Below are 25335 nucleotides of genomic sequence, written 5' to 3' on the forward strand. Positions count from 1 at the left end.
CGAATCAGAAAGAGGAGCCGCCACCGAAGTCGTGCCAGTCATCGTCATCCATCAGATCGGCATCCAGCGGGGCAAAGTCCAGATCCGGCGCAGCGGGTTCTGCTGTCCAGCTCGCCGGTTCCTCCAGCTCCTCAGGGGGAAGTCCATACTCATCGAGCGAGAGATCCTTGGGCTCGCCGACACGAGCATCGGGAAACACATCAAGAATGGCGCGCAGCAGGGGGTGGGCGTGAAGCTCTTCACGCCGAAGCGCCACAATCTCGGCGCCCTGCTCATCGAGTGTCGGTTCGCCTTCTTCCTGCGAGGCTTCAACATGCCATTGGCCGGGATAGGTTTTCTCCAGCAAGGCCTGAAGGCGCGTCTCGATACGGGGCGGCGTGCCGCGCGCCATGCGCAAAGCCACGTAAGGCGGCTCGAAGCGTACGAGATGGGCGGAGTGACGCAATGTCCCATGCAGCATGGCTTCGGACTGGCGCGCCACGAAAGCAACCATCTCCCGCCATGACCTCAAAGGGGGGAGCGGAGCTTCCGATGTCTCTCCCTCGGGGACCGGCGGGACAGGGGCCAGTGCAGGGGCCAGTACAGGGGTAGGGGCCAGAGCCTGCGCCGGTGCGGAGGTCACGGAATCGTAAGCAAAGCCGCCATTGGCCACGAGCCGCAGCGCAGCACGGGGGCGATCATCCCCCCCGGCATCTCCCCCGTGCGCCGAGGGCGCGTAAGAGCCAGAGACTGAAGACGAGCCGTTCGTGCCCAAGGAAGTACCGCCCTGCACAGCGTCACCGCCGACGCTGGACGGATCGGATGAGCGCTCCTCGACGGGCATCTGAAGGACCATCCGCGCCACACGATCGGGCGTGGGCAGGGTGCTGGCATAGCAGAGGCGAATGAGCACCATCTCGGCAGCAGCACGACGATCCGGGGCCTGTTCAACTTCCTGAATGCCCTTGAGCAGGATCTGCCAGGCACGACCGAGCTCGGCATTGGGCAGGCGATCTGCAAGCGACGCCCCACGATCGCGCTCGGCCTCCGGGAGTTCACGGCTGTGACGCAACGCCGGAATCACCTTGAGGCGCGAAATCACATGAATCAGGTCAAGCAGATCCGCCAGCAGGATACCGAGATCGGCGCCCTGCGCGTAAGCGTGCCCTGAGATGGACAGCGCCTCATCGGCCTTGCCCTGCATGAGCACTTCGAACAGGTCGAAAACGAGCTGACGATCGGCCAGCCCCAGCATGGCACTGACCATCGGCGCTTCGATCTGCGCAGCGCCTTCGCCCTCACCCTGCGCGATCGCCTGATCGAGCAGCGAGAGACCGTCGCGCACTGAGCCATCCGCAGCCCGTGCGATGAGAGAAAGTGCTTCTTCAGAAAACGCGACCGATTCCTTTTCCGCAATCCCGGCGAAATGCTGCATCAGCATTTCCTGCGGCACGCGACGCAGATCGAAACGCTGGCAGCGCGACAGCACGGTAACCGGTACCTTGCGCAATTCGGTGGTCGCGAAAATGAACGTGACCTGTTCAGGGGGCTCTTCCAGCGTCTTGAGCAATGCATTGAACGCATTGCGCGAGAGCATATGGACCTCATCGATGATGAAGACCTTCATACGCCCCTGCATCGGACGGAATCGCGTCGCCTCGATGATTTCGCGGATGTCGTCCACGCCGGTACGCGAGGCGGCGTCCATTTCCAGCACGTCAGGATGACGGTCAGCGAGAATCGCCGTGCAATTGGCGCAGACACCGCATGGATCGGCCGTGGGACCGCCCTGCCCGTCTGTCCCGATGCAGTTCAGTGCACGCGCAATGATACGAGCCGTGGTGGTCTTTCCCACGCCGCGGACGCCGGTGAGCATGAAGGCATGCGCCACACGCCCCAGCTGAAAAGCGCGGCGCAGGATACGTACCGTCGCATCCTGTCCGATCAGGTCATCGAAATGCTGGGGACGGTATTTGCGCGCGAGGACGCGATACGGCCCGCTTCGCTCGGATGTCGCTCTGGCAGGAGCAGCAGGTGCCGGCGCCGACGGGGCTGCAGGGGGCTCATCGAAAAACCCACCCGCCTCGGCCGGGGGGAGCGGAATTTCATCGTCATGAGGAGGGGTGTCTGAAGGCGTCATGAGGCGCGTGGCGCGACCGGCTGCTTCAGAAGGTGGGAGGCCGAACACATGACCCGTACAAAACTCACTGCGGCTGCTTCCTTCCGGACCTGACCGGGTTCGCAAGCCGTCCGTCCAAGGCCGACCTCCCGGTGCAGGGTTAACACCATTCTGCCTCTGCTACGCAAGAGGCAGAATCAGGTTTTTTACAATCCGCTCGCTCCGCCACCCTCATGACGACGATCCCAGCCGCCATAAAGCTTGCCGGTTGCGGGGGCCGCCACAGAAGGCCGCCCGAAGAGGATCCCTTCCGCCACGCCCCAGGGGCGATGCGGCGAGAGTGTGTACCCCTCGAGCTGGAGCTGCTGCATGACATCCGTACTGAGCGCGCGCGGCTCGAGTTCGATGGCGGAGGGCTTCCACTGCTCATGGAGTCGCGGCAGATCGACGGCCTGCTGGATATCGAGCCCGCCATCGATCACGCCCAGCACCACGGACAGCACGATGGTCGGGATACGCGAGCCGCCCGGACTGCCGATTACCATGAAGGGCTTGCCCTCATGGGAAATGATGGTGGGTGCCATGGACGAAAGCGGCGTCTTGCCCGGCGCGATGGCGTTTGCCTCCGATCCGACAATGCCGAACATATTCGCGCTGCCTGGCTTCGCTGCGAAATCATCCATCTCATCATTGAGAAAGAAGCCCGTATCGCCGCCAATTACCCCGGCCCCGAACCAGCCATTGAGCGTGTAGGTGGCCGAAATAGCAAAGCCCGAACGATCCGCCACGGAAAACTGGGTCGTCTCGTGTTTTTCACGATCCGCGGTTGGCTGTGCCTGCGCGGCACCCGGCAAAGCTGCACCGGCGACGAGCGCATCGGAATTCAGGGCGTGATCCAGGGGAATCCCCTTGCGGATTTCAGCTGCATAACCCGGGTCGATCAGATGGGCCACGGGATTCTTGACGAAATCCGGATCGCCCAGATCGCGGCGATCGGAGTAGGCGTGACGCATGGCCTCAACCTGACGCTGCACCCCCGCGACGCTTCTCAGTCCGAGCTGCTTCATGTCATAGCCCGAAAGGATATCGAGCATTTCACACAGCGCGACGCCTCCCCCACTCGGCGGAGGGGCCGTGTCGATATCATAGCCGCGATACTGGCAATGGATCGGCGCAAATTCACGCGGATGATAGGCTGCAAAATCCGCAAGGGTCAGGATGCCGCCATTACTCTGGCTGGCCGTCACCACGCGCTGGGCGATATCCCCCTTATAGAAGACATCCGGCCCGTTGCTCGCGATGCTGCGCAATGTGCGGGCCAGTTCGGTCTGAACCAGTCGGTCCCCCGGCTGAAGCGGCGTGCCGTCAGGGCGCAGGAAGATTTTTGCAGCGTGCGGGTCCTTGCGGAACGCGTCGGTGCTGGTGTGCAGCAGATCCGCATCGCCCTGACCGAGCACGAACCCTTTTTCCGCCAGTTCGATGGCGGGCGCCATCACCTTGGCGCGGCTCAGCTTGCCCCAGCGACGATGAATTTCGTCCAGGCCCGCGACCGTGCCCGGAACACCTATGGCGCGCCAGCCCTCGATGGAGGCTTTCGCATCCACCTTGCCCTGCGCATCCTGATACATGGTGGGTGTCGCGGCCTGAGGCGCGCGTTCACGGAAATCGATGAAGGTTGTCTTGCCATCCGGCAGGCGCAGGGTCATGAACCCGCCGCCGCCGATATTACCGGCGGCCGGATAGACCACGGCAAGCGCGTAGCCTACCGCAACGGCTGCATCGGCCGCGTTACCGCCTGATGCCATGATCTTGCGGCCTGCCTCGGAGGCAAGATGCTGGGCCGAAACCACCATGCCACGCGTGCCCATGACGGGTTTGACCGGCTTGAGCTCAGGATTGACCGTCCCGAAAGCAAGAGGGTCGAAGGGCATGGGAGCGGGGGATGCCGCAGATGCAGGAGTTGCCGAGGCGAGACTCGGCAGGGAAATTCCGGCGAGGAGGAGCGACAGGGCTGCCGTCCGGATGCAGACATGCTTCACGGGGATCGTTCCTTGCAGATCAGGCAGAAGCAATCAGCTTCAGACGTAAGGCGGCTTCGTATAGCCAGCGGGCGAGAGCGTGAAAATCTCGCATCCATCGCTCGTTACGGCAAGCATATGTTCGAACTGTGCAGAGAGCGAACGATCGCGCGTGACAGCGGTCCAGCCATCTTCAAGCGTCTTGGTCGCTTCCTTGCCCAGGTTCAGCATCGGCTCGATGGTGAAAACCATGCCCTCACGCAGCTTGAGCCCCTTGCCCGGCTTCCCGTAATGCACCACCTGCGGCTCGGCATGAAACTCGCGGCCAATACCGTGGCCACAGAAGTCACGCACGACAGAGAGGCGCTTGCCCTCTGCAAAGCTCTGGATGGCATGACCCACATCGCCCAGTGTCTTGCCCGGCGCGACTTCGGCAATCCCAAGCATCAGCGCCTTGTAGGTTGCCTCAACCAGATTGACAGCCTTTTTGGAAACATTGCCCACCAGATACATGCGGGACGTGTCACCGTACCAGCCATCGAGAATGGAGGTGACATCGATATTCACGATATCGCCGTCCTTCAGGCAGCGTTCACCTGGAATGCCATGACAGACGACATGATTGATGGAGATGCAGCAGGATTTGGGAAAGCCCCGATAGTTCAGGGGCGCAGGAATAGCACCGTGATCGAGGGTGAACTCATGGATAAGGCGATTGAGGTCATCCGTCTTGGCGCCCGGCACCACGTGAGGCGTGATCATATCGAGGGTCGCGGCAGCAAGCTGACCCGCTTTTCTCAGACCGACGAAATCCTCTTCGGTGTAGATGGTGATACCGTGATCATGCGCCATACTATCCATGCCCTGTTCCTGCCTCCACTCATTGTCTCTACTTATCGGAGATGAGTGAAAATGCGCTTTGCCAGCGCAAGGGGCAAGGCCAACGGTGCGGTTTTTGAGCGCCTCCCCTCAGGACAGGACCGCCCGGAGCTCGAAACCGTCAGCCCTTCTGATGACGCGATGTCTTCTTGGTCGATACGACGTGACGGGATGTCGCCATGCGCAGCTTGGCTGAGGCCACGCTATGATGCTTCACGCCATGACCGACGGGCTGGTACCGGCGCGGCCCTGTAGGCGCCTCGGCCACCTCGAATACGGCACTCGATCCCCCTGCCACACGTCCGTGACGGCGGGTGTTCCTTGCCAGAACCACGGGCGGATGAAGCGGTGCCATTGGAGCCACGCCTTCCGCGGCAAAACCCTGGTCGAGTATGGATGCCATCATGGAGTTGCGCTGCGGGTTTGATCGTGCGCCCAGCACCACCCCGACCAGACGCACATTGCTGCGCATGGCTGAGGTAATGAGGTTATGCCCGGCCAGATCCGTATACCCCGTTTTCATGCCGTCAGCCCCTGCGTAGGTCTTGAGCATGGGGTTGTGATTCGGGATCATCCGCCCGTGAAAGGCAAACATGGGCGTCGAGAAATAGTGGTAATACTCGGGAAAGTCCTGGACCAGATGCTGCGCCAGCATCGACAGATCACGTGCCGTCGTGACCTGATCGGGGTCAGGAAGCCCGGATGCGTTACGGAATGTCGTGTTGGACATACCCAGCGCGCGGGCCTGCTGCGTCATCATATTGGCGAAGCGCACTTCATCGCCGCCGCCAATCAGCTCACCCAGGGCGCAGGCAGCATCGTTAGCCGATTTGGTGACCAGACCAAGAATTGCCTGCTGCACTGTGAAACGCGTGCCAGGAACCAGCCCCAGCTTAGACGGTGCCTGTATGGAAGCGTGAATGGAGACCGGTACCGTTGTGTCTGGGGTGATATCCCCGGCACGCAAAGCGCGGAACGCCATGTAAAGCGTCATCAGCTTCGTGAGCGAGGCCGGGTAGCGCTGGAGATCGGGATCGACCTGCGACAGCACGGCGCCGCTGTTCACATCGACAACGTAGGAACTGACATGACCGGCATATTGGGCGCGCGCGAATTTCGGGGTGGCAACCATGCCGACGCTCAACCCGATGCCAAGAGCCGTTCGCGTGAGCACGGTCCATCGGCGCGCCTTGCCCGATCCTGTCGCCTTGCGCAGGTTCTTCTTCTTTTCGGACTGCGTGCAGTTGGTCACTCGTGCCCCCGGATTTCTGGCGGTTTTCCCATCATAGACAGACACATTTCCTGTCGTCCACGACCATCTGATCCAATTGCGGGAAAAATAAGGTAAAGAGCGGGTTATGCGGCGATTTGCCTGCTTTATGCGGTGATAGATCTTTGCGATCCCCAATTCGATCCCATATGGTCGTGACCATGGATACCCGCGCCACATCCCCAGAAACTCCGCTGACGTCCGGCTCCGCGCCCGGGGCGCCTGCTTATGTGTCGGGAGCCCTACCCCCTCACGGCTCGATACTTCCCCTCGATCCCGTTGATTCCCAGGAAGCCGGCCCCGACGACCCGCCGGGCAAGGACGGCGGTGGAGACGACTCGCACATCAGCGTGGTGACGCAGACGCGGCCCGAGACACGTCGCCCGGCGATGTACAAGGTGTTGATGCTGAATGACGATTACACCCCGATGGAATTCGTCGTTCATGTGCTGGAGCGCTTTTTTTCGAAGTCGCGGGAAGAAGCGACGAATATCATGCTCAATGTCCACAAAAAGGGCGTTGGTGTCTGCGGCGTCTTCACCTTTGAGGTGGCAGAGAGCAAGGTAACCCAGGTGATGGATCTGGCGCGCCAGAACCAGCACCCGCTGCAATGCATGATTGAGAAAGCCTGAAACTTTTTTCGTTTGTAGCTGGCAGGGAAACGGCACGAGAGACCCTTTTACAAACCCATTATTTGCCTACATCCTGTCATGCTGACCCGTCACGCCTGATCCTAAGGAGCGCCCTCATGTTGTCTCGTATGCTCGAACAGACGCTCCATCGCGCCCTTACCCTCGCGGGTGAGCGACGCCACGAATACGCCACCCTCGAACATCTGCTGCTCGCTTTGACCGAAGACACCGACTCGGTGACAGTGTTCAAGGCCTGCGGTATCGATCTTGAAAAACTGCGCGGCGATCTGACCGAGTTTCTGGACAAGGATCTGGCCGGGCTGGCCTCCGACCGCCCCACCGAGCCAAAGCCCACGGCCGCCTTCCAGCGCGTGATCCAGCGCGCCGCAATCCATGTGCAGTCGACCGGGCGTGACGAGGTGACAGGCGCCAATGTGCTTGTCGCTCTTTTTGCCGAGCGCGAGAGCCATGCCGTCTATTTCCTGCAATTGCAGGACATGACGCGGCTTGATGCGGTCAATTTCATCTCGCACGGCATTGCCAAGGCACCGGATCGCTCCAGCCGCCGTACCCCAACCGGGTCGCGCGACAAGGAAGAGGGCGAGCGCGAGGAAAAGCAGGGCAAGGCAGCCAAACCGCAGGAAGCCCTCGCCGCTTATTGCGTCGATCTGAACAAGCGCGCTGAAGAAGGCAAGATCGATCCGCTGATCGGCCGTGACGGTGAAGTCGAGCGTACGATCCAGATTCTGTGCCGCCGTACCAAGAATAACCCGCTTTATGTCGGTGATCCGGGCGTGGGCAAGACCGCCATCGCCGAAGGTCTCGCCAAGCGCATCGTCGAAGGCGACGTGCCGGAAGTGTTGCTCGATGCGACGATCTTCTCTCTCGATATGGGCGCACTTCTTGCGGGCACCCGCTATCGCGGTGACTTCGAGGAACGTCTCAAGGCCGTCGTGACGGAACTCGACCAGACACCGGGCGCCATTCTGTTCATCGACGAAATCCATACCGTGATCGGCGCAGGCGCAACCTCCGGCGGCGCGATGGATGCATCGAACCTGCTCAAGCCAGCTCTGGCTGCGGGCACGCTGCGTTGCATCGGCTCGACCACCTACAAGGAATACCGCCAGCACTTCGAAAAGGATCGCGCTCTGGTGCGGCGCTTCCAGAAGATCGATGTGCCTGAGCCCTCGATCAGCGACACGATCAAGATCCTGCGCGGATTGAAAGGCAATTACGAGCGTCATCACAAGGTGCGTTACACCGATGACGCCTTAAAGGCGGCTGTCGAGCTTTCGGCAAAATACATGCATGACCGCAAGCTGCCGGACAAGGCGATCGATATCATCGATGAGGCCGGGGCATCCCGCATGCTCCTGCCTGAAAGCAAGCGTCGCAAGACGGTCACGCTCAAGGATATCGAGGAAATCGTCGCGAAGATCGCGCGCATTCCGCCCAAATCGGTTTCAACCGATGACCGCGAGACCCTGCGCCTGCTGTCGCGCGACCTCAAGAACATGGTGTTCGGTCAGGATCGGGCCATCGAGGCCCTCAGCTCGGCCATCAAGCTGGCCCGCGCCGGTCTGCGCGATCCGGAAAAGCCGATCGGCAATTACCTGTTCTCCGGCCCGACGGGCGTGGGCAAGACCGAGGTGGCCAAGCAGCTTGCTGCCTCTCTCGGCGTCGAACTGATCCGCTTCGATATGTCCGAATATATGGAGCGTCACTCCATTTCACGCCTGATCGGTGCCCCGCCTGGTTATGTGGGGTTCGATCAGGGCGGCTTACTCACCGATGCCATCGACCAGCACCCTCACGCGGTGCTGCTGCTCGATGAAATCGAGAAGGCGCATCCGGAACTCTACAACATCCTGCTCCAGGTCATGGACCATGGCCGTCTGACGGATCACAACGGCAAGACGATCGACTTCCGCAATGTGATCCTGATCATGACGACCAATGCAGGCGCCGCCGATCTGAGCAAGGAGGCAGTGGGCTTTGGGCGGACGGACCGCGTGGGCGAGGATGAGGATGCGATCAAGCGTCTATTCACCCCCGAGTTCCGCAACCGTCTGGACGCGATCATTCCGTTCGCTAATCTGACGCCAGAGACGGTTGGCCGCGTCGTCGAAAAGTTCGTGCTCCAGCTTGAGGCGCAGCTCGCAGATCGTCACGTGACCATCGAGATTACCTCGGCGGCCAAGGAATGGCTGGCAGAGCGTGGTTATGACCGCCATTACGGCGCTCGCCCGCTTGGACGCGTCATTCAGGACACCATCAAGAAACCCCTGGCGGAAGAACTTCTGTTTGGCGCTCTGGCCAATGGCGGAGCGGTACGCATCGGTCTCAAGGATAACGCGCTACATTTCGATTTCCTCGAAGTCACCCCCTCCGCCCCCAGGAGTGGAGAGGAAGACTCCGATGAGAAATCGGAGGCAACCAGCGATAATTGAGGCGCTCAGTCAGTACGGTATGAAAAAGGCGGTGGGTTACCCCACCGCCCTTTCTCATTCGTAGCGTGTGCCGTTGACCTGAACGAAACCGGGGATCGCCCAGTGACGTCCCGTACCATGGTGCGTCCAGTCTATGCCTTGGCTTCGCGCTGAATCGAAATAATAGCGTCCGACAACGTCGACCTGATCGCCCGGCCTCACCCAGGGCCAGTTCGGTGCATTCATTCTGTCCAGGTCGGAGACGATACGGATGCCATGACCGGGCGCAGTTTGCAGGATGAAGTAACCATGCACCCCACTGCGTGTCCTGCGCGAACGCGGCGTGATGGACAGGACCTGTCCGCAGATATGCTCGGGCAGATCCACGCGTGTGGGTCCCGTCTGCATGAATCCCGCCTGATCTGACAGAAACTTCTGGTTGTCGCATTGGGTCGGGGCTAACCCGGTCGGCGCCCCTCCCGCGGTTTGCGCCCGCGCATAAGGGGTTCCGGCCAAGATAATCAGGCCCAGCACAGCCAGGCCCGATGCACCGACCCAAGAACCGGTTCGGCGACGGATGTCCGTCCCAATCGGGTGGAGCGGAAATCCTTTCGGAGCGGCGCTCATTTCTTGTGCAACGTGTTGGGCTTATGGGCAGCCTTTGCCCCTGTCTTGTCGCTTTCTACCAGGATCTTGGGATTGTCTTTCGATGCCTTGATCTCATTGCTTTTGATCTTCATCGGCTTGGTCACCTTCTTGACCACATGCCCCTCGGTCTCGCCATTGCTCGTCTTCCAGGTGACATCGTCACCTTTCTTGAAGTCCTTTGCCGACATGATGTCTGTCCTTGCCTTGAGCGGACCTCGCCCATGCGAGAGCCTTTGGGTGAGCAGGCCGAACGCGGCAGCGGGGGGCGATGTTGCGTCGCGTTTCAGGATCCAGATGTTAAAAAACCGCCCTGTGACGGGCGGTTTAATGCAACAATCCGATGCGCGACGGATTATGCCGCGACAGGGCTACGAGCCGTCTGCACGTCCAGGATCTGCTTGAGAATTCTCGGGAATTCAGACAGATGCCCGATACGGAGCAGGCCAGGCCATGAAGGAGCGGGCTGGCTGAGGTCGCGCAGAAGGACGCAAGCCATACCGGCGCGGCGGGCGGCTTCCGCTCCCGTGTCAGAATCCTCCAGCACAATGCAATGCTCAGGTCCCACGCCTTCGAGTTCCGCAGCGTGCAGATACAGGTCAGGACGCGGCTTGGGCATATCCAGATCGCGGCCGGAGTGGATACGCTCTTCTTCGAGCAATTCATCCAGGCCAGTGCTCGAGAACTTGGCTTCCATTTCAGCGCCGGAGGAGTTGGACCCGATACGGATTGGCAAGCCGAGATCATGCACACGCTGCAGCATGTCATGCGCGCCATCGATCGTTTCGGCTTCCGTCTCCATCATTTTGACGATGCGATCCTGCATCATCATATCCCAATTGGCCGGCATTTCCTTGCCTGTCTCGCGACCGATCCGCTCACCGATCTTGACCAGTTCGCCACCGGTGAAGATCTTGTGGGCTTCCTCATTCGAGAGGTTCCACCCATAATTGCGTGCCTCTTCCGCCATCTTGGCGGTGGAGAGATGTTCTCCATCCACGAGCACGCCATCACAGTCGAAAATGACGAGTTTGAGCGCGCCATCTTCGCGCAGGGCGGCGGGGATATCGGTAGCGTGAGCGGGTGCTACGGTCATGATATTGTCCTCTCTCGTTGCGTGCGCGCGCCAGTCAGCACGTCCTGCACTCAGGGTTTGGGCAATCACAAAATCGTGTGTATGGCTCTAAGATAGGGATACTGACGCTGATTGCAAGGAAAAAATGACAAATGATATCGCGACAGGGTGATTGCTAAGAGACGATCCCCTAATACGCACAGATCACATAACTATCCTCGTCGATAACACTGTATGTGTTACCCGTGCGTTCGCAGATTGATTATCCGCTTATATGACGAGCACATGACTGATCGGGCAAGAATCTCTCCTATGCTGGAGAACATTCTTCCCTTTACTGTAATGATTCAATCATCACTCACGAGACCCAGCAAGTCTGCCAGACTTTCGGCGCGATCCGGTAAAACTGGTATTCTGCTCGACTTGAACAGGGAGCGCGCCGGGGACCGTCCAGTTTCAGGCCGCAGAGGTGAATTTTCGGTAGCATTTGCCCCAGATACCGGCGGAGCGCGTGAGGGCAGCGATCCTGTACAGACAGACCGCAGACTATCCATTCCCCTTACCGGGCGCAGAGCGTGAGATAGGCACGGACGCTTGCATGATCGGGAAGTGCAGCCAGCACATCATTACTCCGCGTCGGAGCGCTTTCTGATGCATCAGCTATAGACAGTTCTGCCGACTTGACGCGGCTCTGGTGATTATTGACCCATATCACGCGCAGGCCGACGGACATGGCTGCACGGGCCTCTTCTTCTGCTGAAGCAATGACCAGACATAGTTCGGGAACAACGCCGATGCGCGTGATGGCGTCACACAACGCCTTATCGAACCCGCCCAACGTCCCTGAACCATCATAACACTTCATGCAATCAAACCGGTCGGCGAGCGCGGAACCTGATAACGCGTCGAACGCGGCACCCTGCGCATCTGAAGCCAGTATGGCCCTCGGAATATGACGCTTGTCCAGAAGGTCGAGAAGAGACGAGACGCCAGGCATGAGCAGAGGCTCCCCGTCATCTTCGCCCTCATACCCATACCGAGGACCTTGCCCGAGCAGACCGTCGAGCATCAGAATAACGCCTCGCACAGGAGCGGGTGGGATGGAGACAAGGTGATCCGGCAAGACGTGGGCGGGCATGACATCCCCTTTCCCTGAACGATAACGCGCTCTGCTGCAGAGACAGGCCCAATGGGCAATTTCAGGGTCAGGCGCAACGATCGCAGGAATATTGTGACGACCTGCAACCCTCCCCGCCTTGGCAAGAACGGATTGCCAGCAGCGCTGTTCACTCCCTCTCTTCACATCCCCGCTACTTCACGAGAACGTCCCGCAGCGTCAGCAAAGCCTGATCAATGTTCGGAGGGGGCAGTTGTGGCGTGTCTCTGTGCCGCGCGATAGAGGACCCATTCTTCGACCACGCGTCCATAAGCGAGGTGACAATATCCGACATCGCCCTCTTTCTCATGACGGATTTCGAGCTTGCCTCCCTGCTCTTCACAATAAACCGAGGCGGGATTGGCCATCGCGACTTTCATTTTCGAGGCAGAATGGCCTGTGCAGCCTGGGAATGTCAGAACTGCAAAACATCCAAGAATGAGTGACCGGTTGGTAAAGCGCGATTTCTCCAAGGGATTTCCTTCCTGCAGGGTGAGGTGAATCATGTCACAGATGACCCATAAGAAGCGGGGCGTCGAGGGTTGTCGACGTGCTTCCCCCCTATCGGACATGGCAAAACGGGTACTGTGGGGCGCGGGTTGCCGCCTCTGTGACCCCCCCTCCCTCGGAGCCGCGCGAGACAGCTCTCACCATAGCGTGTCCGACTACACTGGAATTTGAGGGTTCTTCCCTCTTCCTCCCCGGATCATTCCCTCGTTCAGTCTGGCTTCCTGCCCCAGTTCACCACGAACGGGGGCATAAAGCAGACAGGAGTGAATGCGATGGATCTTGGTCTCAGAGACAAGGTTGCGGTGATTACCGGCGGCAGTGTCGGTATCGGCCTGGCCGTTGCCGAAGGGCTGGCCCGCGAAGGCGCGCATATCGTCATGGTCGCGCGGGATAAGGAAAGACTTGATGAGGCCTCTGCCAATCTTGCGAAGGCGCATGGTGTGCGCTGCCTGCCTGTTGCCGCCGATGTCGCGACGATCGAGGGCGTTCAGGCCATCATCGATCGGACCGAGGCCGAATTCGGCGGGGCCGACATCCTGATCAACAACGCTGGCACCGGGTCCAACGAGACCATCATGGAAGCCACAGACGAAAAATGGCAGTTCTACTGGGACCTGCATGTCATGGCCGCCATTCGTCTTGCCCGCGGTCTGGTGCCGAGCATGAAGAAACGCGGTGGCGGTGCCATCATCCATAATGCGTCGATCTGTGCTGCACAGCCCTTGTGGTATGAACCGATCTACAACGTCACGAAATCCGCCCTGATGATGTTCTCCAAGACCCTCTCGACCGAGGTGATCAAGGACAATATCCGCGTCAACTGCGTCAATCCGGGCCTGATCCTGACGCCGGACTGGATCAAGACGGCCAAGCAGCTTACCAGCGAAAGCGGCGGTGACTGGGAAGCCTATCTGCAATCCGTGGCCGATGAACATGCCCCGATTAAACGCTTCGGCACGCCCGAAGAGCTCGCGCATTTCTTCGTATTCCTGTGCTCGGACAAGGCATCCTACAGCGTTGGATCTTCTTATTTCGTCGATGGCGGTATGCTTAAAACCCTTTGATGCATAGCAATGCGACGTTACCCGCAATGTGGTATTGACGGGATAAAAGAATCTCCCTCCCCTGATGGAGAAGGAAGACCCGTTTTGGGGAGGCAGGGTTTCCCTGCCGGTCCCTGCAAGGAACAAGACCGATGAGTGAAAAGAAACGCTTTGCCGGGAAGACGGCGCTCGTTACCGGAGCCGCAGGCAATATCGGCCTCGCGGTTGCGCGTCGCCTTGCGAAGGAAGGCAGCCATGTGGTGCTGCTGGATCTCGATCAGGGCAAGCTCGATACCGCCGCGACTTCGCTTGCCGAGCACGGAGTCAAGGTGAAGACCGTCGTCTGCGACGTAACCAATTACACCAGTGTTGAAGAAGCCATCGACTACGCCGAAAAGACAGTCGGCCCCATCGACCTGCTTTTCAATAATGCGGGGTATCAGGGCGCTTTTGCCCCTATTCACGAATATCCTGTGGAAGATTTCCAGCGCGTGGTGGATATTGACCTCGTGGGCGCCTTCCATGTTCTGCGTGCCGTCTCGCGCCGCATGGTAGCCCGTCGCAGCGGCAGCATTGTTAATACAGCCAGCATGGCGGGACTTCAGGGCCCTCCGAATATGGGCGCCTATGGCTCATCGAAATTCGGTGTGGTCGGCTTGACGCAGGTCGCGTCCAAGGATCTCGCCCCGCATAATATCCGCGTCAACGGTATTGCGCCTGCCCTGATGGGGCCGGGATTCATGTGGGATCGTCAGACCGAACTGCAGGCCGCAACCAACACCCAGTATTTCTCCACCGATCCGGAGACGGTGAAGAAGGAGATGGTTGCTGGCGTACCCATGCGTCGTCTCGGCGATATTGAGGAAATCCCGGGTACAGTCGCGTTTCTGCTCAGCGAGGATTCCAGCTATATCACGGGCGTCACCCTGCCCATTTCTGGCGGCATTCTCTGAGCGCGGGACACGGGGCAGGACAGTGTCACACTGTTCTGCCCCGTGTCTATCCCAAGTTCCTAGTCCTTGCGCCACCGCTGGCGCAGATGCTCCGAGGTTTCAAGGCTCGAAGGCCTGGGGACGGAGGGCGGAGGATCGAACACCCCTTCGGAGAGGTAACGCAGCGCGCTGACGACGCCGGCATGAGAGAAGGGTTTCGCGATCACGCCATGTGCCCCGGAGTAATCTTTCGGTATCTTTGAGACATTGGCGGTCATGAACACGATGAGCGCTTCGGGCCAGCGCTCCTTGATGTGCTCGCACACCTCGAAACCGTTCGATCCCTGCGCCAGATGAAGATCAACCAAAGCGAGTTGCGGATTCAGATCTGCTGGCAGGGCCTCGACCTCCTGAAGCGAAACCGCTGCACCCACCACCTCATGGCCGCAATCGACGATGAGGGCCTCCATATCCATAGCGATGATCATCTCATCCTCGACGATCAGCACGTCCATCGGCGCGGCCATCAAGGCGTCTCGCTCTTAGGAAAGGTAATCGTGACGCAGGTGCCAGGGGCGTTATCGCTCCACTTCACCTGAGCCTGAACCTGACGAACGAGCCTCGTGATCAGTGCCGCACCAATGCTTTTTGTACGCCTGGTAGCGGGCATTCCCGGGCCGTCGTCGCAAATCCTGATCGTCCCTTGCCCTCTTTCTTCCCCAGTAAAAAGCGCAAGGGTTCCGGACCTCCCATCGGCGAAACCGTGTTTGATCGCGTTGGTCAGGATCTCGTTCAGAATCAAGCCAAGCGCCGAAGCATGGGCCGAATCGACCATCAGCGAGCGCGTTCGAAGCGCCAGCTTGATATCGACGCGACCACTCGACCCGATAACGTCCCTAGCGAGACTTTCGGCGAATAGTCCAATATCGAAGGTCGCAATGTCCTCGGATTGATAGAGCTGTCGATGAACGACTGCCAGGGCATCCACGCGCTCGAGCATATTGTCGAGCTTCGCCACAATGGCCGGGTCATCGATGCTGCGTGCCTGCAGGCGCAGGAGGGAGCCGATCATGGTCAGGTTGTTCTTGACCCGGTGATCGACCTCATGAAGCAAGATCGTCTTGGCTTCAAGCGCGTCGCGCAAATCGGCCGTGCGACGTTCGACTTCGCGCTCCACAAGCGCCTTTTGCTGATTGATGATCTGCTGCGCCTCGACGCGCTCCGTCACATTAAGCTGAGAGGCGAAAAAGAACCGTATTGCACCCGCGGCGTCTCGAACCGGAGACAGATAGAGCGCATTCCAGAATATCGATCCGTCCTTGCGATAATTCAGCAAGTCGACATCGATATCGTGACCTTGCTCTATGGCCGTGCGAACCAGCGCGACAGAGGCCGGATCGGTTTCTGGCCCCTGCAGGAAACGGCAATTCTTCCCTATGATTTCTTCACGGTCGTAGCCGGTCAGTTCCTGAAACGCGACATTGCAAAATACGATGGGATTATCATCTTGATGCGGGTCGGTAATGACCATCGGCATACGGGTGGCTCGCACGGCGGCGGCAAAAGGATCACCGCGCCCATGCTCGTAGTCCAACGCATCAGTAAGGTGCCAATCGTCGCGTTGCTTCACACTTCCATCTCCGGTGACTGCCGGAGGGCATCACGTCGGCGTTAAACGGTATGTCGCCGGGAGGGTTTCACGCATTTTACCCTATTGCGCAGACTCTCTTTCGGCCTGCGGACACACCGGCGAGGCGGCTGGCCTGTCTCCTGAGAGACCTGTCCAGCTATGTGTCAGCAGCATAGGGAAATCCCTGTTTTTATCGTGACGACTATGCGTCGGAACAAACCCTCAAAGCTCCTCTCGGTGTCTCATGGCCCTGTCGGTTCATAGTTTCAACGTCCGGTGCGGCGAGCCGTCATCACCTCGCATGGCTTCACCTCGCATTTCTTCCACAGTGGCGATGATTGCAAGGGGTTGTCAGAGCTTGGCCCGCAGCCTGCATATAAGGTGTATTTAGTTTGCACCTTTTCGAGCGCAAGACTATAAGGTGCATATTGTTTATATCTTATAGGAGTCGCCCAATGATCAGGCCCCTTCACCCCGGTACGGCTGCTATTGTCAAAGCCACCATTCCGGCGCTCGAAGCCCACGGTCTCGCGATAACGAAGACCATGTACGCCTCCTTGATGCAGGATCCTGCGATTGCAGCCATGTTCAATCAAACGGACCAGGCCAATGGGCGCCAGCCACATGCTCTCGCGGCCGCGGTTCTCGCCTATGCGCGCCATATAGAACACCCGGAAAAGCTAAAGGCCGCCCTCGATCTCATCGTTGAGCGCCATGTGGCCGTCATGGTCGAGGCAGATCAGTATCCGGTCGTCGGTGCAGCTCTACTCGGCGCAATCAGGACGGTTCTGGGAGACGCCGCAACACCGGCGATCATGGAGGCCTGGGGCGACGCCTACCGGTTCCTCGCCGAAGTCCTCATCACCCGCGAAGCCGATGTCTATGCGGAACGTGCAGCGCTTGAGGGTGGCTGGCGCGACTGGCGTTCATTGCGCGTCGAGAAACGAACCAGAGAGACCGACAGCGTGACCTCGTTCTGGCTTGTTCCTGCAGATGACAAGCCGGTTCTGATGCACAAGCCAGGTCAATTCCTTACCTTCCGTCTGGATCGTGACGGCCTGAACACGAGACGCAGCTACAGCATCTCAAGCGCCCCTGACGCACGAGGCTATCGTATTTCGGTCAAGCGCGACCCGAATGGACAGGTATCTCGCTGGTTTCACGACCAGCTAGCGGTTGGCGATATAGTTGACGTTACGCCACCGGCAGGCAATTTCACTCTTGAGGGAAAGGCAGAAGTTCCTGTCCTGCTGGTCAGCGCGGGTATCGGAATCACGCCATTCATGAGCATGCTGCTGGCTCCCCGGGTCAGCGGAAATACCCATCCCCTGCATCTTGTTCATGGCGACCACGATCTCGGCTCCATGCCGTTTCAGTCCGAGCTCGTTAATCTCTCAGCCACGACCTCTCCCCTGCTTATCGATCTCTTTGAGAGCCTCCCGAAAAGCGCCGCGTCAACGGAGAGAACTCACAAGGGGCGCATCTCAGCATCATGGGTGAGGTCCCGGGTCACCCCCGAGACGCATGTTTATGTCTGTGGACCCAGGAGCTTCCAGCGCGATCTGATCCACGGCCTCGTCGAACAGGGCGTCAATCGAGAGCAGATCCATCACGAGTTTTTTGGCTCTGACGAGGAGGTTACTTCAGGGCGGTCCTGAGCCTGACGACCGGGTACAAGAATATCATCACCCTGGTTTTTTGGAGAGATCGATCAAGAGAGAATGTGCTCCTTGTTGGCTGGAGACTGGCCCGTCTGACACTTATTTGTCGCCCCTGCCTCTCTACTCCCTTGCAGAATCGGTATCGCAGGGCGGGCGTTGCCTCAGGTGACGCCCTTTTGCATAAATACTCCAAATATTGGAGGACGACACAATCATCTATCCCATTATCATCGAAGCCGGTTCAGAAACCGAAGCATACGGCGTGATTGTGCCTGACTTACCGGGCTGCTTCTCAGCGGGCGATACCTTCAATGAGGCATTGAGTAACGCGGCTAAGGCGATCACGTTGTGGATCGAAGACGCTACAAAGCGCGGTTGCCCTGTGCCTGATCCCTCGTCCTTTGAGCAGTTGCAGGCGCGCTCCGAATGGACCGGTCCGGACTGGCTCTGGGGCTATACGGCCACCACTCTCACCACAGGTCAGACAATCAGCCCTGACAGGTCGCGTGAATGAAAGGCCCGAGCCAGCGAGTGACGGTCTTACCGTGGGCAGCCAGGCAGCCTGAACACACGTTGTTGCACGTCTCGCAATAAAGGCTGGCGTAAGACTTCCCCATGGTTCGCGCTCAAGCGAGGCAACAGCATCACTCCTCGTCCGGATGGACGAGAATTGGCTTGACCGCCAAGGACAAATTATCAGGAAAATCATGGTGCTGCTAGCGAGGATTGAACTCGCGACCTCTCCCTTACCAAGGGAGTGCTCTACCACTGAGCTACAGCAGCAACTGGAGCGCTTCGTAGCTTCTCAGCCTGAAAGCTGCAAGCCCCGAAAGCGCTTTTTTTGTAAAAGAATCAGTCGTCGCGATGAATTTTTTCCATGCGCTCATGACGCTCCTGCGCCTCAATCGACATGGTTGCAATCGGACGCGCCTCAAGGCGACGCAACCCGATCGGCTCACCTGTCTCCTCGCAATAGCCATAGGACCCGTTCTCGACCCGCTGGAGCGCAAGGTTGATCTTGCCAATGAGCTTGCGGGCGCGATCGCGGGTCCGCAGTTCCAGGGCGCGATCCGTCTCGACGCTGGCGCGGTCGGTCACATCGGCCTCGTGGATGCCCCCTTCCGACAGGCTGGCGAGCGTCAGATTGGCTTCCTTGAGCAGATCATTGCGCCAGCGGAGCAATTTCTGTCTGAAGAACTCCACCTGGAGCGGATTCATGAACTCTTCTTCGTCAGAGGGCCGATAATCCGGGGGGAGCGTGATCATGCACGTCTGTCCTTAACGCAAATCGCTTGAACCTTGCCGCTCCGTAAGACGCCCTGAGAGGACACAGGCCCAAACCCGTATCCTGAGCAAAACGGTATGGCTGGTTTGGCGCGGCTTATACAAGGGCAAAGCTGATAAGCCAAGCCCGATTTGCTGCCAAACGAAGCCAGACCACAGAATAGATTGCGGAACTCTATAAATCCTCATATTGTAATGAAAATGACATAGACGGATTGTCTTGATATCAAGACAGTCAATATCAATAATGCTGCTTTATGAACTCCAGTCCACACAGCCTTGCTCAGCTGGTAGAGATACAATCAGCGTTACTGCCCGAAGCGGACATTATTCTCCGAATCCTCTAACGGTCTCGGTCTCAGCAAGAGGATATCGGTATCAGTGGATGGAACTGGCCAGGACGGTTACATGCCCCGATGCCAGTTCCAGCGCATTCATGCGACTGATTCGTAGTGCTCGAGATGCCATGAAACGGGCTCTTCAGCAGCACGGTTTGTCCACTCCTGCATGAGCGGATGGGCGAGCACAGCATCGCGATAAGCAGCGGCAGCAGGGGAAAGTGCGACGGCATAGGACGCGAAACGGGAGACAACAGGGGCAAACATGATATCTGCATTGCCCAGGCCGCGCCCGAAGAGATAGGGGCCTTCCCCACCAAAACGCTCAAGGGTTTCGCTCCACAGCGTATCGACGCGCGCGATATCCTTGAGCACCTCGGCACTCATCTCGTTCAACGCGCGCCCCTCACGGCCAAGATTCATGGGCAGTGCCTGACGCAGGGCGCGAAACCCGGAATGCATCTCTGAGGCAATGCTGCGTGCGTGGGCGCGTGCCTTGCGCTCCTCGGGCCAGAGGCTCGGAGCGAACTCGGCGCAATACTCGCAAATCGCGAGGCTTTCCCAAATCTGCGCCCCGTCATGTTCCAGAAAAGGAACGAGCCCGTTAGGGGAAACGTCGTGGATTTCAGTGGTCTGACCGCCACCGCGCAGCGCGATCACATGATCTGGCACATCGAGCCCCGCCGCGCGCACGGCAAGCCAGCCGCGTAGGGACCAGGAAGAATAGCGGCGCGTACCAATGACAAGACGGTTCATGAGACCCGGCTCCCTCAGGAAAGGATGAAGCCCCCGCCCAGAACGCGGCTGCCCTGATACAGCACACAGGCCTGACCCGGCGCGGGCATGGCTGCCTCATCCAATACCACGCGCGCGCCCCCGGCAAGAGGATAGACCCAGGCCTCCCGGGTGATCTCGCGGGCTCTGATCTGGACGTGGCAGCGCACGCCTTCGGATGACGGGTCGATTAGCCAGTTCATGTCCCGCAGGGCAAATTCGAGCTTCCCGGCATTGTCCTTGGGGCCGACGATAATACGACGCGTCGTGGCGTCGATACGCTTGACGATCTGGCGGCGCCCGTCCTTGGTATGAATGTCGCCCAGGCGCTTGCTCTGCCCGACAGTGTAACGGGCAATGCCCTCATGCTGGCCAAGCACGCGGCCTGTTTCATCCACGATCTCGCCCGATCCATGAATCTCGGGGCGCAGCTTCTCGACGACCGAAGCATACGTACCTGACGGCACGAAGCAGATATCCTGGCTGTCGGGCTTGGCCGCGATAGCGAGGCCAAACTCCTCGGCCTTCTGGCGCACGGCATCCTTGTTCGGCATGTCCCCCAGAGGGAAGCGCAGATAATCAAGCTGATCCTGGGTGGTCGCGAAGAGGAACCAGGACTGGTCACGTGAGACATCGGACGGTCGATGCAGTTCGGCGCGCCCCTCCCTTTCCAGACGGCGCACGTAATGACCGGTCGCCATCGCCTCGCAGCCCAGATCGCGCGCCATGGTCAACAGGTCGGTGAACTTGACCCCCTGATTACAGGCGACGCAGGGCACAGGCGTTTCACCACGCGCGTAACTATCGGCAAAGCTCGCCATGACGCTGCTGCGGAAACGGTCTTCCGCATTGATCACGTAATGCGGGATATCGAGCCGATCCGCGACAGCACGCGCATCGAGGATGTCGCGCCCGGCACAGCATGCGCCTGGCTTCGACACGGCCTGACCGTGGTCATAAAGCTGCAGCGTCGCACCGATGACCTCATGCCCTTCCTGTTTCAGCAGGGCGGCCACAACAGAACTGTCCACGCCTCCCGACATGGCAACAAGGATACGCATGAGATCTCTCTTATTCTGGAAAAAGCGTCAGGCGGAAGTCAGGACGTCTTGGGCAGACGGACAACCAGACCATCCAGCGCGTCTGTCATAACGATCTGGCACCCGAGACGGGAAGTCTTCTCGAGACCAAATGCGAGATCGAGCATGTCTTCCTCGTCATCCGTCGGTGCCGAGAGCTTGTCCGCCCATTCCGGATCGACCACCACATGGCAGGTCGCGCAAGCCAGCGAGCCCTCGCAGGCCCCCTCGAGTTCGATGTCATGCTTATGGGCAATCTCGAGAACCGACAGGCCGACCGGGGCATCGACTTCCTTGCGCGACCCGTCCTGTTCGACGAAAATCATATGTGGCATGTTCTTGTTACCCTGCTTGTTCGTTACGCAGCCTTGTAGGCCTCGCGCGCGGCGCCCTCGAAATGCCTGAGTGCCTGCACGATCTCGGGCGTGGAGGTAAAGCGTCCGAGAGACAGACGCAAGCATCGTGCAGCGTCTTTTGCTTCAAGCCCCATGGCCGTCAGAACATAGGAAGGGGTTACCTCAGCCGAGGTGCAGGCCGAGCCAGTTGAAAGCGCGACCTCCGGCAGGGCTGCCATGACGCCCCGCGCCTGATAGCCTGGCGGGAAGATCAGATTGAGCGCGCCAGCGAGCCTAGGCGCTGACTCGGCATTGACCCTGATCCCGGGAAACAGCGTCTCGAGCCCCTCGAGCAGCATCCTGCGCAGGGATCGCAGCCGCGCCTGTTCCTCCTCAAGGCTGGCTCGGGCCAACTGGGCGGCGTGTCCGAAACCCACGATGAGCGGAGTGGGCAATGTGCCCGAGCGCAGCCCGCGCTCCTGACCACCGCCAGAGAAAAGCGGCAGAAGCCGCGCGCGGGGACGATGCCTGACATAGAGCGCACCAACTCCCTTCGGGCCATAGAATTTATGCGCCGAGAGCGACATGAAATCGACGCCCTCACACGTCAGCGCCATCTTGCCCGCCGCCTGGGCAGCATCAGTGTGGAACAGCGCCCCGGCCTGACGGGCTATGGCTGAGAGAGCAGGAATATCCTGAATGACCCCGGTCTCATTATTGGCGGTCATGACGCTGACGAGTGCTGTCGGCGTCTCGAGGGCTTTCGCGAGATGCGCCTGGTCGAGGAGTCCGCTGGACGAGACGGGCAGGATGACGGGTTCGAACCCTTCATTCGCCAGATCCCGTACCGATTCGAGGACGCATTTATGCTCGGTCGCTACGGTGATCAGGCGCTTCCTCGGGCTGTCCTGCCGCGCCAGAAAGCGCGCCGCCCCCTTGATCGCCAGATTATTGGCCTCGGTCGCGCCGGAGGTGAAAACGACCTCACGTGGCATTGCGCCGATCAGCGCGGCCACTTCTTCCCGAGCGGTTTCCACAGCCTCGGCTGCGCGATGGCCAGCCGCATGGCCTTCACTATGCGGATTGCCGTAATCCTCGCTGAACCAGGGGAGCATTTTCGCCAGAACATCCGGATCGCAACGCGTCGTTGCCTGATTATCGAGGTAGATCATGCTGCATTCTTTCCGAGCCGGGCAGCCATAGCCTGATAGGCGACGATAAATCCGTCGATTTCGGCATCGGTGGCATTCCAGGGCAGGGAAACGCGTATGGCATTGGCGGCCGCATCGCCCAGCCCCATCGCTTCGAGCACATGAGAGGCCGCGACCTTGCCGGATGAGCAAGCCGATCCTGTCGAGACAGCGTATCCGGCCAGATCGAGCATCATCAACTGGGTCTGGGCCGAGACGCCCCACAGGACGAGCGATGTGGTGTTCGGCAATCGGGGGGCCAGCCGATCTCCGCTTACACGCGCCCCACAGGCCAGGGCAGCCTCATCGATCCGGTCGCGGAGGGCCGCAATACGCGACCAGTCCTGCGCCCGCGCTGCCGCGAAGGCAGCGGCCATGCTCATGATGGCGGGCAGGGCCTGCGTTCCACCACGACGTCCGCGTTCCTGGCCGCCGCCGCGAATCATCGGGGTCACATGCCCTTCCGCACCGAGAACAAGAGCGCCTGCGCCCTTGATCGCCCCCGCTTTATGACCCGAAATCGCCATGCTGGTCAGTCCATCCACGCGGAAAGCTATTCGCCCGGCGAGCTGCACGGCGTCGACATGCAGCAACGCACCATGGTGGGCGCATATCTTCCTGATTTCGTCGAGGGGATGCAGGATACCCGTCTCGTTATTGGCTGCCATCACACAGACCAGCGCCGGTGGAGCGACAGCAAGTATGGCCTGAAGGCTGTCAAGGCAGAGTTGTCCATCGGGCCTCACCGGAAGGACAGATGTGTCTCCCGCTGCCATGCGCACCGCATCGTGCTCGGTGGCACCGACAAGAATACGCCTCCCCGCGCTGAAAGCATGAATGGCAAGGAGATTGGCTTCCGTCCCGCCTGAAGTGAAGACGACCTGCTCCGGTCCCGCACCCCAATACTGTCCCACACGATCCCTCGCCTCTTCGAGCGCCCGTCGCGCCTGACGTCCGGGGCCATGCACCGACGAGGGATTGCCCACCAGTTGCACGGCTTCCAGCACAGCCGCGAGGCCTTCATCACGCAGAATTTCGGTAGCATTAGCGTCGAGATATACCGTCATACACCTATAAATCGGCGTGATCCGGGGGAGTGCAAGTCAAAACCGCAGAATCGGGAAATGATGCCCGCTGACGATTTCTGTGGAATTTTGTCCATCAGCCTCGTTATACACTGCGCCAATGATGGCGTGGTGCCCCCGTTCGGGGAGGCCCTGCAGGCAGTCCGACCGAGCCCGCGCCGCGTCAGGGGGTATCCACTCGATATCCTCTCATCGTCGAGGAGCCAGTTCATGTGCGTTTCAACGCCTGTCGAATCCCTTCGTGGTTTTCACACTCGACCAGCCGCTCCCCCCATACCAGCGCGCACGGTGCGACACGGCTGACGCTTCCTCGCCGTTCTTCCTGACCTGACCCTGCCGGATTGTCTGACATTCCGCATCTCCCTGATAAGGGGACAGGTCTGATTTCCCAATAAAAACAAGTCTCTCCTGCGGCAGCGTTTCGCCAGCAGGAGGCCAATTCGGAAGCATTTTGATGCCAGAAGTCATGTTCGCCGGCCCTGACGGCCGGTTGGAGGGTCGCTACCACCATTCCGACGAGCCCAATGCGCCGCTCGCCCTGGTCCTGCACCCGCATCCGCTCCATGGCGGCACCATGAACAACCGCATCACCTATACGATGTACCGGTCGTTCGAAAAAATGGGTTTCTCTGTCATGCGTTACAACTCGCGTGGCGTTGGACGGTCACAGGGACGCTATGACGGCGGTATCGGCGAGATCTCCGATGCAGCCGCAGCGCTCGACTGGATGCAGATGGTCAATCCGAACTCGAACGAGCTGTGGATTGCCGGATACTCCTTCGGGGCCTTTGTGGGGATGCAGTTGCTCATGCGTCGCCCTGAAATCAGTGGCTGGATCAGCGTTGCGCCCCCCGCCAATGACTATGATTTCGGCTTTCTCGCCCCCTGCCCTTGTGGCGGTCTCATGATTGCGGGCGACAAGGATGACATGGCCCCCGAGCCCGGCATTCGCAAGCTGGTGGACAAACTGAACACCCAGAAGAACGTGGAAGTCGATTACCGTGTCTTCGAAGGTGCCAACCATATTTTCGCCAGCGAAGCCGAGAAGGTGGCGTTTGCTCTGGAAGATCACGTGACGGTCATGCGTAATCGTCGCGTTCTTGCGATTGCCGCCGACTAAGAGACGATCCCGGCCTCCCGGATCGGAGCCGGGCCAGACGGAATTCTAAAAAGGCGGGGGCTTTCCCCGCCTTTTTTGTTAGCCTGGGCGGAATTATTGGTGTGCGCCTTCGGCGACAGGTCGGCTTTCCCCCAATTTCATGCTAGAGC

General features: G+C 59.6%; 24 protein-coding genes, 1 tRNA gene and 1 other RNA gene. 7 read left to right on the forward strand and 19 right to left on the reverse strand.

Features of this window, described 5'->3' with window-relative positions; all coding sequences use genetic code 11:
* Window positions 1-4: 4 nt before the first annotated feature.
* The 5 genes from AA0535_RS14465 to AA0535_RS14485 all read right to left on the reverse strand — a co-directional run bounded on the left by AA0535_RS14465 (window position 5) and on the right by AA0535_RS14485 (window position 6127).
* Window positions 5-2119, reverse strand: coding sequence for a DNA polymerase III subunit gamma/tau (locus AA0535_RS14465; RefSeq protein ID WP_264817365.1), 2115 nt, complete (start codon window positions 2117-2119; stop codon window positions 5-7).
* 32 nt (window positions 2120-2151) lie between these two features.
* An RNA gene (ffs, locus tag AA0535_RS14470) (signal recognition particle sRNA small type) lies at window positions 2152-2248 on the reverse strand.
* A 56-nt stretch (window positions 2249-2304) separates the two neighbouring features.
* Window positions 2305-4029 carry a gamma-glutamyltransferase gene (gene ggt / locus AA0535_RS14475; protein ID WP_264817634.1) on the reverse strand — a complete coding sequence of 575 codons (1725 nt, stop codon included), beginning with the start codon at window positions 4027-4029 and terminating at the stop codon, window positions 2305-2307.
* Window positions 4030-4176: 147 nt separating this feature from the next.
* Window positions 4177-4968 carry a type I methionyl aminopeptidase gene (gene map, locus AA0535_RS14480; protein ID WP_264817635.1) on the reverse strand — a complete coding sequence of 264 codons (792 nt, stop codon included), beginning with the start codon at window positions 4966-4968 and terminating at the stop codon, window positions 4177-4179.
* Window positions 4969-5116: 148 nt separating this feature from the next.
* Window positions 5117-6127, reverse strand: a complete 1011-nt coding sequence (locus AA0535_RS14485) for a D-alanyl-D-alanine carboxypeptidase family protein (protein ID WP_264817637.1) — start codon at window positions 6125-6127, stop codon at window positions 5117-5119.
* A gap of 299 nt (window positions 6128-6426) precedes the next feature.
* Between AA0535_RS14485 and clpS the strand changes: the two genes are divergently transcribed.
* Together clpS and clpA are read left to right on the forward strand one after the other, a co-directional pair.
* Entirely contained in the window at window positions 6427-6897 is a 471-nt protein-coding gene (gene clpS, locus AA0535_RS14490; protein WP_264817366.1) for an ATP-dependent Clp protease adapter ClpS, read from the forward strand.
* Window positions 6898-7013: 116 nt separating this feature from the next.
* Entirely contained in the window at window positions 7014-9350 is a 2337-nt protein-coding gene (clpA, locus tag AA0535_RS14495; protein ID WP_264817367.1) for an ATP-dependent Clp protease ATP-binding subunit ClpA, read from the forward strand.
* Window positions 9351-9404: 54 nt separating this feature from the next.
* Here clpA and AA0535_RS14500 read toward each other — a convergent pair whose 3' ends face one another.
* The 5 genes from AA0535_RS14500 to AA0535_RS14520 form a co-directional block, all read right to left on the reverse strand.
* Window positions 9405-9956 (reverse strand): hypothetical protein, encoded by a 552-nt coding sequence (locus tag AA0535_RS14500; RefSeq protein ID WP_373319355.1) that lies wholly within the window; start codon window positions 9954-9956, stop codon window positions 9405-9407.
* Window positions 9953-10165: a hypervirulence associated TUDOR domain-containing protein gene (locus AA0535_RS14505; protein WP_264817368.1), complete on the reverse strand. Its 213-nt coding sequence runs from the start codon at window positions 10163-10165 to the stop codon at window positions 9953-9955. Before AA0535_RS14505 ends, AA0535_RS14500 begins: the two co-directional genes overlap by 4 nt.
* Before the next feature lie 164 nt (window positions 10166-10329).
* Window positions 10330-11070 (reverse strand): HAD family hydrolase, encoded by a 741-nt coding sequence (locus AA0535_RS14510; RefSeq protein WP_264817369.1) that lies wholly within the window; start codon window positions 11068-11070, stop codon window positions 10330-10332.
* A 538-nt stretch (window positions 11071-11608) separates the two neighbouring features.
* Window positions 11609-12187, reverse strand: coding sequence for a hypothetical protein (locus tag AA0535_RS14515; protein WP_264817370.1), 579 nt, complete (start codon window positions 12185-12187; stop codon window positions 11609-11611).
* Window positions 12188-12399: 212 nt separating this feature from the next.
* A complete protein-coding gene (locus AA0535_RS14520) occupies window positions 12400-12573 on the reverse strand; it encodes a putative hemolysin (RefSeq protein ID WP_264817371.1) in 174 nt (57 codons plus the stop codon).
* A 414-nt stretch (window positions 12574-12987) separates the two neighbouring features.
* On the opposite strand from AA0535_RS14520, the gene AA0535_RS14525 reads away from it, so the two are divergent.
* Window positions 12988-13779 carry an SDR family NAD(P)-dependent oxidoreductase gene (locus tag AA0535_RS14525; RefSeq protein WP_264817372.1) on the forward strand — a complete coding sequence of 264 codons (792 nt, stop codon included), beginning with the start codon at window positions 12988-12990 and terminating at the stop codon, window positions 13777-13779.
* Window positions 13780-13910: 131 nt separating this feature from the next.
* Entirely contained in the window at window positions 13911-14711 is an 801-nt protein-coding gene (locus AA0535_RS14530; protein ID WP_264817373.1) for an SDR family NAD(P)-dependent oxidoreductase, read from the forward strand.
* Between the two features lie 59 nt (window positions 14712-14770).
* On the opposite strand, the gene AA0535_RS14535 is transcribed toward AA0535_RS14530, so the two are convergent.
* Together AA0535_RS14535 and AA0535_RS14540 are read right to left on the reverse strand one after the other, a co-directional pair.
* Entirely contained in the window at window positions 14771-15217 is a 447-nt protein-coding gene (locus AA0535_RS14535; RefSeq protein ID WP_264817374.1) for a response regulator, read from the reverse strand.
* Window positions 15217-16320: a histidine kinase dimerization/phosphoacceptor domain -containing protein gene (locus AA0535_RS14540; protein WP_264817375.1), complete on the reverse strand. Its 1104-nt coding sequence runs from the start codon at window positions 16318-16320 to the stop codon at window positions 15217-15219. Before AA0535_RS14540 ends, AA0535_RS14535 begins: the two co-directional genes overlap by 1 nt.
* A gap of 455 nt (window positions 16321-16775) precedes the next feature.
* Here AA0535_RS14540 and AA0535_RS14545 point away from each other — a divergent pair, with 455 nt between their 5' ends.
* Window positions 16776-17978: an FAD-binding oxidoreductase gene (locus tag AA0535_RS14545; RefSeq protein ID WP_264817376.1), complete on the forward strand. Its 1203-nt coding sequence runs from the start codon at window positions 16776-16778 to the stop codon at window positions 17976-17978.
* 199 nt (window positions 17979-18177) lie between these two features.
* Window positions 18178-18495 carry a type II toxin-antitoxin system HicB family antitoxin gene (locus AA0535_RS14550; RefSeq protein WP_264817377.1) on the forward strand — a complete coding sequence of 106 codons (318 nt, stop codon included), beginning with the start codon at window positions 18178-18180 and terminating at the stop codon, window positions 18493-18495.
* Between the two features lie 194 nt (window positions 18496-18689).
* On the opposite strand, the gene AA0535_RS14555 is transcribed toward AA0535_RS14550, so the two are convergent.
* The 7 genes from AA0535_RS14555 to AA0535_RS14585 all read right to left on the reverse strand — a co-directional run bounded on the left by AA0535_RS14555 (window position 18690) and on the right by AA0535_RS14585 (window position 24048).
* Window positions 18690-18764, reverse strand: a tRNA-Thr gene (locus AA0535_RS14555).
* Between the two features lie 69 nt (window positions 18765-18833).
* Window positions 18834-19247 (reverse strand): RNA polymerase-binding protein DksA, encoded by a 414-nt coding sequence (gene dksA / locus AA0535_RS14560; protein WP_127102762.1) that lies wholly within the window; start codon window positions 19245-19247, stop codon window positions 18834-18836.
* Between the two features lie 452 nt (window positions 19248-19699).
* Complete coding sequence (locus tag AA0535_RS14565; RefSeq protein ID WP_264817378.1) at window positions 19700-20359, reverse strand: glutathione S-transferase family protein; 660 nt, start codon at window positions 20357-20359, stop codon at window positions 19700-19702.
* A 14-nt stretch (window positions 20360-20373) separates the two neighbouring features.
* Window positions 20374-21438, reverse strand: a complete 1065-nt coding sequence (mnmA, locus tag AA0535_RS14570; RefSeq protein WP_264817379.1) for a tRNA 2-thiouridine(34) synthase MnmA — start codon at window positions 21436-21438, stop codon at window positions 20374-20376.
* 38 nt (window positions 21439-21476) lie between these two features.
* On the reverse strand, window positions 21477-21791 hold the full coding sequence (locus AA0535_RS14575; protein ID WP_127102759.1) for a ferredoxin family 2Fe-2S iron-sulfur cluster binding protein: 315 nt from the start codon (window positions 21789-21791) through the stop codon (window positions 21477-21479).
* 23 nt (window positions 21792-21814) lie between these two features.
* Window positions 21815-22963 carry a cysteine desulfurase family protein gene (locus tag AA0535_RS14580; protein WP_264817380.1) on the reverse strand — a complete coding sequence of 383 codons (1149 nt, stop codon included), beginning with the start codon at window positions 22961-22963 and terminating at the stop codon, window positions 21815-21817.
* Window positions 22960-24048: a cysteine desulfurase family protein gene (locus AA0535_RS14585; protein ID WP_264817381.1), complete on the reverse strand. Its 1089-nt coding sequence runs from the start codon at window positions 24046-24048 to the stop codon at window positions 22960-22962. Before AA0535_RS14585 ends, AA0535_RS14580 begins: the two co-directional genes overlap by 4 nt.
* A 472-nt stretch (window positions 24049-24520) precedes the next feature.
* On the opposite strand from AA0535_RS14585, the gene AA0535_RS14590 reads away from it, so the two are divergent.
* A complete protein-coding gene (locus AA0535_RS14590; RefSeq protein WP_264817382.1) occupies window positions 24521-25186 on the forward strand; it encodes an alpha/beta hydrolase in 666 nt (221 codons plus the stop codon).
* Window positions 25187-25335: the final 149 nt, after the last annotated feature.

Origin of the sequence: Asaia krungthepensis NRIC 0535, assembly GCF_025995175.1 — a bacterium.
GTDB classification, from domain to species: domain Bacteria; phylum Pseudomonadota; class Alphaproteobacteria; order Acetobacterales; family Acetobacteraceae; genus Asaia; species Asaia krungthepensis.